This is a genomic window from Acinetobacter pecorum, from assembly GCF_014837015.1.
Lineage (GTDB): Bacteria > Pseudomonadota > Gammaproteobacteria > Pseudomonadales > Moraxellaceae > Acinetobacter > Acinetobacter pecorum.
Genome location: NZ_JACSPT010000025.1, coordinates 22,863 through 34,744, shown reverse-complemented (window position 1 = coordinate 34,744; position 11,882 = coordinate 22,863). Strand labels below are relative to the sequence as shown.

The 11,882-nt window shown below is 41.8% G+C and carries 11 protein-coding genes and 1 pseudogene; 1 reads left to right on the top strand and 11 read right to left on the bottom strand.

Going from position 1 to position 11,882, the window contains the following annotated elements:
- Window positions 1–265 precede the first annotated feature (265 nt).
- From H9629_RS15410 to H9629_RS14200, 11 genes and pseudogenes are all read right to left on the bottom strand, one after another.
- A pseudogene (locus H9629_RS15410) lies at window positions 266–655 on the bottom strand (transposase); the annotation flags it as partial.
- 28 nt (window positions 656–683) lie between these two features.
- Complete coding sequence (locus H9629_RS15405; protein WP_078426629.1) at window positions 684–1,079, bottom strand: transposase family protein; 396 nt, start codon at window positions 1,077–1,079, stop codon at window positions 684–686.
- Window positions 1,080–1,150: 71 nt separating this feature from the next.
- A complete protein-coding gene (locus tag H9629_RS14240; protein WP_191731351.1) occupies window positions 1,151–1,393 on the bottom strand; it encodes a hypothetical protein in 243 nt (80 codons plus the stop codon).
- A 131-nt stretch (window positions 1,394–1,524) separates the two neighbouring features.
- Window positions 1,525–2,808, bottom strand: coding sequence for a phosphoribosylamine--glycine ligase (gene purD, locus H9629_RS14235; RefSeq protein ID WP_191731350.1), 1,284 nt, complete (start codon window positions 2,806–2,808; stop codon window positions 1,525–1,527).
- A gap of 142 nt (window positions 2,809–2,950) precedes the next feature.
- A complete protein-coding gene (gene purH, locus H9629_RS14230; protein ID WP_191731349.1) occupies window positions 2,951–4,525 on the bottom strand; it encodes a bifunctional phosphoribosylaminoimidazolecarboxamide formyltransferase/IMP cyclohydrolase in 1,575 nt (524 codons plus the stop codon).
- A gap of 94 nt (window positions 4,526–4,619) precedes the next feature.
- The gene (gene fis / locus H9629_RS14225; protein WP_001086304.1) at window positions 4,620–4,889 is read right to left on the bottom strand and encodes a DNA-binding transcriptional regulator Fis; all 270 of its coding nucleotides are present in this window, start codon (window positions 4,887–4,889) and stop codon (window positions 4,620–4,622) included.
- Window positions 4,890–5,286: 397 nt separating this feature from the next.
- Entirely contained in the window at window positions 5,287–6,165 is an 879-nt protein-coding gene (locus H9629_RS14220) for a DUF3426 domain-containing protein (RefSeq protein ID WP_064095988.1), read from the bottom strand.
- A 15-nt stretch (window positions 6,166–6,180) separates the two neighbouring features.
- The gene (gene prmA, locus H9629_RS14215) at window positions 6,181–7,086 is read right to left on the bottom strand and encodes a 50S ribosomal protein L11 methyltransferase (protein WP_064095989.1); all 906 of its coding nucleotides are present in this window, start codon (window positions 7,084–7,086) and stop codon (window positions 6,181–6,183) included.
- 133 nt (window positions 7,087–7,219) lie between these two features.
- Window positions 7,220–8,107, bottom strand: a complete 888-nt coding sequence (locus H9629_RS14210; RefSeq protein WP_064102035.1) for a bile acid:sodium symporter family protein — start codon at window positions 8,105–8,107, stop codon at window positions 7,220–7,222.
- 84 nt (window positions 8,108–8,191) lie between these two features.
- A complete protein-coding gene (locus tag H9629_RS14205) occupies window positions 8,192–9,079 on the bottom strand; it encodes a bile acid:sodium symporter family protein (RefSeq protein WP_064102036.1) in 888 nt (295 codons plus the stop codon).
- Window positions 9,080–9,230: 151 nt separating this feature from the next.
- Window positions 9,231–9,686 carry a hypothetical protein gene (locus H9629_RS14200; RefSeq protein WP_064102037.1) on the bottom strand — a complete coding sequence of 152 codons (456 nt, stop codon included), beginning with the start codon at window positions 9,684–9,686 and terminating at the stop codon, window positions 9,231–9,233.
- A 253-nt stretch (window positions 9,687–9,939) separates the two neighbouring features.
- Here H9629_RS14200 and mnmG point away from each other — a divergent pair, with 253 nt between their 5' ends.
- Window positions 9,940–11,820 (top strand): tRNA uridine-5-carboxymethylaminomethyl(34) synthesis enzyme MnmG, encoded by a 1,881-nt coding sequence (mnmG, locus tag H9629_RS14195; RefSeq protein WP_064095993.1) that lies wholly within the window; start codon window positions 9,940–9,942, stop codon window positions 11,818–11,820.
- The last annotated feature ends 62 nt before the right edge of the window (window positions 11,821–11,882 follow it).

Below are 11,882 nucleotides of genomic sequence, written 5' to 3'. Positions count from 1 at the left end.
ATCGTTGTCCACTCATAATGTTTTCTCCTGTGCAAAAAGAATAGACGATATTTGTCTAGGAGAGTGGTGGCAGTCCATATCTAACTAAAAGGTGTCTACAAAATCGGTGGCTATTCAGATATATTCGTATAGGTTAGTTGGTCGTACAACTTTGGTTGTTAGAAACATTTTAATATTAGCGTCCGATAATGAACTATGATTAACTTTTGTCATTATTTTTTCGGAAATGATGATTTCATCGATTTCTATAGACCTCTTTCATAAATCATTTTTTACACAGTTCTAAATTGTAGATTCCAGCGATTAAATTGAATCTCAAACCAAGTCTTTTTCCTCTGTTTCTATAACGTTCTGCAAGGATTTTGAAAGTTTTCAAACTGCCAAATACATGCTCAATGCCAATTCTTCTTTTATTGATTTCCTTATTATAAATCTTCAGCTCTGGATCTAGTTTGCAGCACTTCTTTGCTTTTAATGGCAATAGACTATTTGGATATACGGCATAAATCCCTTGATAGCCTTTATCTGCAAGGATGAAGGCATCTGCAGGAATCTGATTCAAGTTACGTTTGAAGAGTTCGAAATCATGTACAGCACCACGACTGGTGCATAAACTCAGAATTTGTTGAGTTTTATAATGCATGATGGCTTGAACTTTGAAAGTATGCGCTTTCTTCTTGCCACTATAGCTTTTCTTTTGTTTTTTTAGGTCTTTGTATTGGAATTTCTGTGGCGTCTACGATCACCACATTCCAGTCTATACCTTCGCCTTCAGGTAAATCCTTCGGCAAGTTAAAGAGATTAGACTTGATGAGGCAGTCCTCTACATGGCGGACAATTCTTGAAGCAGTGGGCTCTGACACACCATAGTTCGTTGCAATATGGAACAATGTTCGGTATTCACGCCAATAACTTAAGCACAGAAGGATTTGATCTTCTATGCTCAATTTGGATGGTCTACCTTTAGCAGGGACAGACAATTTCAGTTGTTCAATCATTAAATCAAAGGTTGACCATGAGATGCCTGTATATCGCTTAAACTGGGGTTCAGAAAGATTTTTTGAATCGACGTATTTCATCTGCAAATTATGCATGAATATTTAAGATTCTTCGGTACAAATAATCAGCAAAAGGTAGATCATTTTTTGATTTATGAAAGAGATCTAATATTATGCTTTAAAAGAAGTTGTAGGGATGATGCTAAGCCTTTTGGTCCTTCACCTTGATATCCAGAAGTAAAACCTGAACGAATAATATAAATATTCCTATTGGATTTTATTAAAAAAGCATGTTTTTGATCACAAGAGAGGAGTAATGCTTTCTCGATTTCTTTTTGAGTTTGCAAAATAAAACCAATTGCTTCTAAACAATCTTGCGTATATAGCGTACCCATATATTGTATTTCTTCAGATGGTCGATTAAATAAATTAGTTATCATTTTTCAGGAAGTATGTGTTTTATATCTAATCGAATATATCAAAAAACCCCGAACGAATCGGGGTTTTTATTTAAGCTAAATACAGATTAAGCATTTTCACGAGCAATCGCGCGGTAACCAATATCTTTACGATATTGAACGCCATCGAATGTTACTTTTTCACAAAGCTCTAAAGCTTTTACTTGAGCTTCACCAATGGTATTGCCAAGCGCAGTCACACAAAGCACACGACCACCAGCAGTTACGATGTCGCCATTTTCATTGGCTTTTGTACCTGCATGGAAGACTTTCGCATCTGCCATTTCAGTGTCTAAACCTGAAATTACATCGCCATTGCTTGAAGTTTCAGGGTAGCCTTTAGACGCTAAAACGATACCGACAGTTTTGCGCTCATCCCATTCAGCTTCGGCAGGAAGTTTACCTTCAATACCTGCTTGAACCAAATCAACCAAAGATGATTTTAAACGCATCATGATCGGTTGGGTTTCAGGGTCGCCAAAACGACAGTTGAACTCGATTACTTTTGGTTGACCTTTGTCGTCAATCATCAAGCCAGCATATAAGAAACCAGTATAAACGTGACCGTCTTTTTTCATACCTTCAACGGTAGGACGCATCACTTCATTCATGGTTTTTTCAAAGACTTCAGCTGTTACGACAGGCGCAGGTGAGTAAGCACCCATACCACCAGTGTTAGGACCTTGGTCGCCTTCAAAAATACGCTTATGGTCTTGCGAAGTCGCCATTGGCAAGATGTTGTCGCCATCGATCATACAAATGAAAGATGCTTCTTCACCTGCAAGGAATTCTTCGATCACAACACGAGAACCTGCATCACCAAACTTGTTGCCTGCAAGCATGTCATCAATGGCATCGAATGCTTCTTGATTGGTCATTGCAACGATTACACCTTTACCCGCAGCAAGACCATCAGCCTTGATCACAATTGGCGCACCATTTTTCTCAACAAATGCTTTCGCTGCGTCTACTTCAGTAAATACGTCATAGAAAGCTGTTGGAATGTTGTGGCGTTTAAGGAAGTGCTTGGCAAAAGCCTTAGAGCCTTCAAGCTGTGCAGCAAACTGCGTTGGACCCCAAATTTTTACATCCGCTTCACGGCAAGCATCAACCACACCATTTACAAGCGGTGCTTCAGGGCCGACAATAATCAGTTTAACTGCATTGTTTTTGGCAAAATCAATAATCGCAGGGTTGTCGAGAATGTCTAAAGCGACATTTTCACATTTATTTTCAGTTGCAGTACCTGCATTACCTGGCGCTACAAAAACTTTTGTAACTTGATCGTCTTGTGCGATTTTCCACGCCAATGCATGCTCACGACCGCCACTACCCAAAACTAAAATGTTCATCTTTAGAATAATCCTCGAAAATGAAATTCCCAAAGCCTAATTCGGCTTAAAAATCATTAACATCTTAACGCAAGATGCAAATCAATACAGACATAATAAACCCCCCTTATAGAAAGGAGGGCTTATTTTTAAATTTTACAACTTAGTGGCGGAAATGACGCATACCAGTGAACACCATTGCAATACCAGCCTCGTCAGCTGCAGCAATCGTTTCTTCGTCACGCATAGAACCACCCGGTTGGATAATGCACTTGATACCTGCTTTTGCAGCGTTATCAATACCATCACGGAATGGGAAGAATGCATCAGATGCCATTACTGCACCTTCAACCACTAAACCTGCATGCTCAGCTTTGATCGCAGCAATACGAGCAGAGTTAACACGGCTCATTTGACCTGCGCCCACACCAATCGTTTGGCGGTTTTTCGCATAAACAATCGCATTAGATTTCACGTATTTCGCCACTTTCCAAGCGAAGATCATGTCGTCAATTTCTTGCTCAGTTGGTGCGCGTTTTGTCACAACTTTAAGGTCATCTTTCGTGATCATACCCAAGTCTTGATCTTGAACTAACAAACCGCCGTTTACGCGCTTGTAGTCAAGTTGTGTAGCACGTTCATCAATCTTCGGAAGTTCACCACATACTAGGACACGAACGTTTTTCTTCGCGCCAGTGACTTCAAGAACGCCTTCAGCAATGCTTGGCGCAATGATCACTTCAACGAATTGACGGTCAACAATCGCTTGTGCAGTTTCAACGTCTAATTCACGGTTGAATGCAATGATGCCGCCGAATGCAGATTCTGGATCAGTTGCATAAGCAAGATCGTAAGCTGCTTTGATACCGTCTAGAGACACCGCAACGCCACATGGGTTAGCGTGTTTAACGATCACACAAGCAGGTTTTGCGAATGATTTAACACATTCAAGGGCAGCATCGGTATCTGCAATGTTGTTATAAGATAATTCTTTACCTTGTAACTGTTTTGCAGTTGATACAGAGGCTTCAGTCGCAGCAGGATCTACATAGAAAGCAGCAGATTGATGCGGGTTTTCACCGTAACGTAAATCTTGAGCTTTATTTAACTGTGTGTTGAAGGTGCGCGGGAATTTATCCGCTTGGCCTTCTTCTTTACCTACGCGAGCGCCTAAGTAAGATGCAATCATGCCGTCATATTGTGCAGTATGTTCAAATGCTTTCACTGCCAGGTCAAAACGGGTTGCATAAGATAAAGCACCCTCAGCTTTAAGCTCAGCGACAACTGTTGCATAGTCAGATGCATTTACCACGATACCTACAGAAGCATGGTTTTTCGCAGCTGCACGAACCATTGTTGGACCACCGATGTCGATGTTTTCAATCGCATCAGCAAGTGAACAGTTCGGTTTTGCTACCGTTGCAGCAAATGGATAGAGGTTAACAACAACAAGATCGATCGCATCGATATTGTGTTCAGCCATCACAGCTTCGTCTAGACCACGACGAGCCAGGATGCCACCATGAATTTTCGGATGTAGCGTTTTAACACGGCCGTCCATCATCTCTGGGAAACCAGTGTGCTCCGAAACTTCAACTACAGCGACATTATTGTCTTTCAACAATTTGTAGGTACCACCTGTAGATAAAATTTCTACCCCTAGAGCAGCAAGTTCTTGTGCAAATTCAACAATACCAGTCTTGTCAGACACAGAGATTAAAGCGCGTTTAATAGTCATGATCTTCGTCACAGTTTTCAAGGAACAGATTAAATCTAAATAGCTAATTTACAGTCAAAAAAAATGCCTGCGGAAGCCGCAAGCATTTTATCATTTATTCACTCATTAAACCGTGAGCTTTTAACTTTTTACGTAAAGTACCACGGTTGAGTCCGAGAATCTCGGCAGCACGTGTTTGGTTACCACGTGTATATTCTAGAACTACAGATAGAAGAGGTTTCTCCATTTCTGCCAGCACCATGTCGTATACCTGAGATGGTTGCTCGCCTTGTAGTTGCGCAAAATAATGGCGAACTGCGCGATCTACGTGGATACGTAAAGCAACATCAGATTGTGCAGTAAAAATAGGAGATTTGCTATTCATGCGAATTAATCCGAAAAACAAATATCACTTGGGTAAAGTGATATAAAAAGTGGTCTAGAAATTGAAATGAACTCCGCTTTAGATCCTAAAACCGGAGTTCTAAAACTTAATCATTGCATTGAGCCAATAGCTTGACACATCTCAACGTTTTGGTCGAAAAATAAGCGTAACAATAGTTAAAGTTTTGTTACAGACCAAAATCAAAACAAAAAAATCTGCACGATACGCAATAAATTTTATAGCGCATTAGGCAAGACTGTATTTGTTGTGAAAAAGTCGCGAGGAGTTGCAGCACATAGCTTTCGTGGCGCGTATCATACCATTGTCTAAGCAAAAGTGAGCAAGAAAACTGCATTTTTTTTAATTTTTTTTAACTTTTTAATACTTTCTCGGCAGATTAAGGGCGAATTATTTCCAAAGTATAACGATCAAAGCTTTTGCGATCGACTGGAAGCTGAAATTTGAATTTAAACGGGCTATTTTTCGGGATGCGTTTGATATTAACCAGACTTTCAACCAGATATTCTTCTGAAGATAAATTGTAAGTTGCAATAACTTCACCGCGGCGTTCCAGATTAATTCTTAAAATCGGTAAGGCCAGGCTACGGTCATGGAAATTGATCAGCTCACCGCTCAGTTCAGTTTGATTTTTAGCAGTGGCTTTAAGTTTGACTTTATTGGTCTGAATCAGCGTGTAGTATTCTTCCAGATTGGAACAATTAAACACGTCACATGTACTATTAAAAACCAGACTCATAACATGGCTGTTTTTAATATATTGCGGATTGAACCAGAAAAATTGAAACAGTAGCAGGCTAAACAGTAAAAGATTGATCAAGCTCCAACTTATATAGTACAGAGGCCCGTGCTTGGTTTGTTTGTTTGGCTGATCTTCCCAGATCATGCTTGGCAGTGCCGAAATCGGCTCGGTACTAAAATAATTCAGGTTATTTAAATAAGTTTGCAGATCAATATTAGAATGTTCAACTTTCTGATCAAAGATCTGTAGCAAACTATGACGATTATGCTGCTGTTCAGGATAGTAATCACCTGAGCTGTTTTCAATGTCAGTTTTGCCAGCTTCGTTCGAGTTTGGTTGAGATTGAGCCGTTGGGGTGGTGACCGAATTCCGGGCTTCGGTCACCAAATGCGATAAGGCATTAAAGGAAGTTGTACATTTTGGACAGCAAACCATACCCTGCGCAACGGTAAGTTGAGCAACTGTGACCTTGTAAATAGTGGAACAGGTAGGGCAATAGGTTCTTTTGTCACTCATGGATTATTTATAGGCTCATTCATTCTTATGGCGTTTACCCGAGATGCGGCACCAGTGCTCGTCTCGTTTTTCTACCTCTAATATATCAAAATAATTTGAGTAAATGCTAGTAACATCAGCCACTTGCTCTTCAATCACTCCTGCAAGTGCGAACTGTCCCTCAGATTTGATTAAAGTTGCGAACTCAGGAGCCAACATCATTAGTGGTGCTGCTAGAATATTGGCAACAAATACGTCAGCTTTGGTAGTGCCGAGTTCTTCTCTAAAATCTTCTGGCAAACCAACATAAAGTTTATCCAGAACGCCATTCAGCTCAGCATTTTGCTGGGTGGCCAGTACCGCTTGTGGGTCGATATCAGTAGCATATGCTTTTTTTGCACCTAATAGCAGTGCAGCTACCGCGAGAATACCTGAGCCACAACCGTAATCGATGACGATTTTATCTTTTACATCAATTTTGCCTAACCATTGTAAGCATAAAAAAGTTGATGCATGGTTACCTGTTCCGAAAGCCAGACCCGGATCAAGCTTGATGTTTACCGCATCCGCTTCAGGTGCCTCCATCCACTCTGGCACGATCCAGTATTTTTCAGCAATCTGAATGGGTTCATAAGCATCCATCCAGGTGCGTTCCCATGCCTGATCTTCAATTAACTCATGATGGATCGGCGCATCTGGCAATTGTGTACGGATAAAAGTTTCCAGTGCAGCAACATCAATTTCTTCGCCGTCTTCCTGTGCATAAATACCGGTTACAATCACTTTATTCCAAAGTGGTGTTTCACCTGGAAGGGGTTCCAGCAAATCCTGGTTTTCAGCATCATCCAACGTTACACTCACTGCACCCAGGGAGCTGAGTAATGTCTCAGTAAAATCAACCTGAGCCTGTTCAACCGTAATATGAATTTGTAACCACTTCACAGAAATAACCTTTATACATTTTTTAAAAAAGCTATTGTAGCGGAAGTTCGGAATCAACGCTGCTATCTTCTTGCTCCTGACCTAAAATAAAAAAGGATGCCTGACGCATCCTTTTAAAGGTTCCAGACCTGCTTTAATCCAGGGTGGTAACTGGTTTTTGTGCAGGAAGTGGGGCAAGCCGATTTAACAAGCTGCCAAAAATTGCAGCGAAGATATACATAAAAATAGAATAAACCGCAGCCGGCATTGCTACAGCGGCACTGCCAATCACTGTCAGAGCAATCGTCATGGCAAGGGTGCTGTTATGGATACCAATTTCAAATGCACTGGCACGGGCTTGTGCACTGTTAATATTGAGCAATCGCGGGATGAGATAACCAATTCCAAGGCTCAGTATGCAGAACAACGCAGTTGCCAAGCCAACCTGGGTCAGGTATTCACCGATATTGCTGCGCTCTTTGATGAGTGTGGCAATAATAATCAAGACTAAAAAGCTGATGGAAAATATGCGCAGTGGGCGGTTCAGTTTTGCGGTCACGCCTGGGGCATAATGTCGAATCAGCATGCCAATTCCCACCGGAATCAGGATGATCGCAAAGACTTGCAGAATCTTGCCGAATTGCAGGCCAACCTGCTGACTATCCTGCAGGAAATGCATGATCGAAAAATTAATAATTAGAGGCAGGGTAATGGCTGCAATGACCGAATTGATAGCAGTCAGAGTAATATTAAGAGCTAAGTCACCTTTAAACAGGTAACTAAACAGGTTAGCGGTCGCACCTCCAGGAGAAGCTGCCAATAGCATGAGTCCAACCGAAAGCAGTGGCGGTAAAGCGAACAGCTTGCAGAGCAAAAATGCAATTCCTACCAGAACGACCAGTTGGCAGAAAAGAGCGATAAATACCGCTTTGGGATGACGCGTTACACGACTAAAGTCCCGAGGCGTCAGTTCAAGGCCAAGCCCCATCATGATGATTGCAAGTGCCAGCGGTAGTAATATAGTTATAAGGCCAGAATCCATCTGTATGCTCCTTGTCGATTTTTTTAATATTGTTGATTTTCTTTGGAAAAGAATACCGTGCTAACTAAACATTAATCAATAAGCTTATAAATCTGATAAACGAGTTTTTTTGTTGTAAACCACTTGTTGGCGGCTCAACAGCACACCGAAAATAGCTGCGAAACTATACATGAAAATCGTATAGATCCCTGCCGGAATGGCCATAGTGACATTATTCAGCACCGAAATCGCAATTGTCAGGGCAATCGCTGTATTATGAATGCCGATTTCAAAGGTACAGGCGCGCGCCATTTTCTCTGGAATGCCCATCAATAAAGGAATGCAATATCCTATAAACAGGCTGGAAAAACATAGAATTGCAGCTGCCGCCCCAATATTGGCAAAGTATTCCACCAAATTAAAACGTTCTCTGAAAATGGCGAAGATTACCAGTATTGCTAAAAAACTGATGGAGACTAGGCGCATGCGCTTGCTGACGGTAATGGATAGATTCGGAAATTTGTCTCGGAGTAGCATTCCGATAATGACCGGAATTAAGGTAATTAAAAAAACCAGAACAATCTTTTCGACTGGAAAAGCCACATTGGAATCATGACTCAAGAAATAATGTAATGACAGGTTGATAATAAAAGGTAAAGTAAAAATAGAAATGAGGGTATTAATAGCTGTAAGGGTAATATTAAGTGCAACATCACCTTTATATAGATAGCTGAACAAGTTCGCTGTCGGTCCACCAGGTGAGCCAGCCAGAATCATCAGGCCTACCGCAAGTAAAGGCGGTAAATCCAGAATCAGACAAATAAAAAAAGTAAGGCTGGGTATTAGTATTAACTGCGCAAATAAAGTAATAAAAATAACTTTAGGATAGCGGCTTAATCGCAAAAAATCTTTGAGGGTTAGCTCTAGCCCTAGTCCCATCATCATGATTGCCAATGTAATTGGCAAAAAAATGCTAAAAAACCCCGAATCCATGTATTTGCCTTTTTATTATACATTTATAGATATATTTCGAGTTTAGCTTAGATGAATAAATAAGCAATAAAAACGAGCAAAATGCAGTCACTTTGCCCGTCATAACTTTTTCTTGTAATGCAGCCAGTTTATGGATAGGACTGCTTACATATTACATGCCGGGCTGTGTTTGAGAACCCTGTTGCATTGGTTGAGTATTGTTTTGTTGTTGCATACGCTGATTTTGCATTTGTGACTGATTCTGCATCATTTGTGATACAGGAGGGTGCGGTGGAGTAAAGCCTAAAGCACACTTACCGCTCATTTGTGTACCATTAATGGTCGCTGTGGCTGTGCCACTTGTGCTTGTACATGCAGTATAAAGTTCAGGCTCGTCACCTATGATAGAACTAGGATTACCGGCAGGGAAGAAACGTGGTTCACAGGTGCCATTAAAGAGAACCCCGCGTGTACTGTAACTGACTTGAGCACCTTGGGTTTTGCCTTTACAAACCTGTTGGTACTTTTGAGCATTATAACTGGTCGCAATTTTATCATTTGCGATAGCAGCAAATGGAGCAAGACATAAGCCACATAAAACAGTTGAGAGCAAAATATTCTTATTCATCTTCTATACCTTTGTTTGTAATGTCATCAATGTATAGATTAAAAAATATGCGAAATTAAACAATGTAAATCGAGTAAATTTCTTGGCTTATATGTTTAATTTATATAGTTACTCTGCAAAGTTAAATTACATTGCATTATCCAATTGCTATATAAAGGTTGTTATATCAAGATAAAATCGATTGAATTCGTCTACTTTAGAATGAAATTTGCTATAATGCCCAGCTATTCTTTTTATCTCTCAATTTACCACTATGCACTATCCTAAAGTATACGATGTTATTGTTATCGGTGGCGGTCACGCCGGTACGGAAGCGGCCTTAGCTGCGGCGCGTATGGGCCGACAGACTTTACTCTTAACTCACAACATTGAGACTTTAGGGCAGATGAGCTGTAACCCGGCCATCGGGGGTATTGGTAAATCGCATTTAGTACGTGAAATTGATGCCTTGGGCGGCGCTATGGCGCTGGCTGCCGATAAAGGCGGTATTCAATTCCGTATTTTAAATTCACGTAAAGGTGCAGCGGTTCGTGCCACTCGCGCGCAGGCTGACCGTGTGCGATATAAAGCCGCTATTCGCGAAACATTAGAAAACCAAGCGAACTTAGATATTTTCCAGCAAGCAGCAGATGACCTGATTCTTGAAGGCGATACTGTTAAAGGTGTTGTAACCCAAATGGGTATTCGCTTTGATGCGAAAACCGTTGTGCTCACCGCAGGGACCTTTTTGGGCGGCGTAATTCACGTGGGGTTGGAAAAATCCAGTGGTGGTCGTGCCGGTGATCCACCGTCTATTTCACTTGCCCATCGTTTACGTGAGCTGCAACTGCCGGTAGGTCGTTTAAAAACAGGTACACCACCACGGATTGATGCGCGTTCGGTTGATTTCTCTGTGATGACGCCACAGCCTGGTGATTTCCCGTCTCCGACCATGTCATTCATGGGGGATGCATCAATGCACCCTGAGCAGGTAAATTGCTATATTACGCATACCAATGAGCGCACGCATGAAATCATTCGTGGCGGTTTAGACCGTTCACCGATGTATACCGGGGTGATTGAAGGGGTGGGGCCACGTTACTGTCCGTCGATTGAAGATAAGATTCACCGTTTCGCCGATAAAGACTCGCATCAGGTTTTCCTAGAGCCTGAAGGTCTGGATACACACGAGCTTTATCCGAACGGTATTTCAACATCATTACCATTTGACGTTCAGTTTGAACTGGTACGTTCTATCCGTGGTATGGAGAATGCGCATATTCTTCGTCCGGGTTATGCGATTGAGTACGATTATTTCAACCCGCAAGCCTTGAAGTTCACGCTTGAAACCAAAGCGATCAATAACCTGTATTTTGCTGGCCAAATCAACGGTACCACCGGTTATGAAGAGGCAGGTGCGCAAGGTTTGCTGGCAGGCTTGAACGCTGCACGCCGTGCGTGGGATCAGGAGCAATGGACACCAAAACGTGATGAAGCGTATATGGGTGTACTTGTGGATGACCTGATCACATTAGGTACCAAAGAACCGTACCGCATGTTTACCTCGCGTGCGGAATACCGTTTGATGCTGCGTGAAGACAATGCAGACCAGCGCTTAACGCCAATCGGACGTGAAATGGGTCTGGTGGATGACGAACGTTGGGCTGCATACTGCGAGAAAATGGAAGCAGTAGAAAAAGAAACAGGTCGTTTGCAGCATCTGTGGGCGGCGCCAAACAATCCAATGGGTAAAAAATTCGTTGAGATGACCGGTGCAGACCTGTCTAAAGAGTGTTCGGCAATTGATTTGTTGAAACGTCCTAATATTTCATTTGCTCAAATTGCAGAATTGACCAATTCTGAAGTCTCACCATTTGTCGGTGAACAAATTGAAATTGCAGTGAAATATGCGGGTTATATTAACCGTCAGCATGAAGACGTGGCACAAATGAAACGTCTGGAAGAAACCCGTATTCCTGCTGATTTTAACTATGACATCGTGTCGGGTTTGTCTCGTGAAATTACTCTGAAGCTGAAAGATGTTCGTCCTGAGACTTTAGCGCAAGCAAGCCGTATTCCAGGTGTAACCCCAGCAGCAGTACAACTGGTGATGATCACGATTCGTAAGAATGTCCAAGCGAAAAAATCTGCTTAAGATTTTGAGCTAGAAAAGCCCGCATCTCGCGGGTTTTTTATTGGCTGGTGGTTTTGTATAAG

Excerpts from the sequence above, each read along its gene's own strand:
- H9629_RS14205 (WP_064102036.1), bottom strand. The coding sequence starts at position 9,079 with ATGGATTCGGGGTTTTTTAGCATTTTTTTGCCAATTACATTGGCAATC.
- H9629_RS15405 (WP_078426629.1), bottom strand. The coding sequence starts at position 1,079 with ATGAAATACGTCGATTCAAAAAATCTTTCTGAACCCCAGTTTAAGCGA.
- fis (WP_001086304.1), bottom strand. The coding sequence starts at position 4,889 with ATGAATAGCAAATCTCCTATTTTTACTGCACAATCTGATGTTGCTTTA.
- H9629_RS14210 (WP_064102035.1), bottom strand. The coding sequence starts at position 8,107 with ATGGATTCTGGCCTTATAACTATATTACTACCGCTGGCACTTGCAATC.
- purH (WP_191731349.1), bottom strand. The coding sequence starts at position 4,525 with ATGACTATTAAACGCGCTTTAATCTCTGTGTCTGACAAGACTGGTATT.
- H9629_RS14200 (WP_064102037.1), bottom strand. The coding sequence starts at position 9,686 with ATGAATAAGAATATTTTGCTCTCAACTGTTTTATGTGGCTTATGTCTT.
- mnmG (WP_064095993.1), top strand. The coding sequence starts at position 9,940 with ATGCACTATCCTAAAGTATACGATGTTATTGTTATCGGTGGCGGTCAC.
- H9629_RS14220 (WP_064095988.1), bottom strand. The coding sequence starts at position 6,165 with ATGAGTGACAAAAGAACCTATTGCCCTACCTGTTCCACTATTTACAAG.
- H9629_RS14240 (WP_191731351.1), bottom strand. The coding sequence starts at position 1,393 with ATGGGTACGCTATATACGCAAGATTGTTTAGAAGCAATTGGTTTTATT.
- purD (WP_191731350.1), bottom strand. The coding sequence starts at position 2,808 with ATGAACATTTTAGTTTTGGGTAGTGGCGGTCGTGAGCATGCATTGGCG.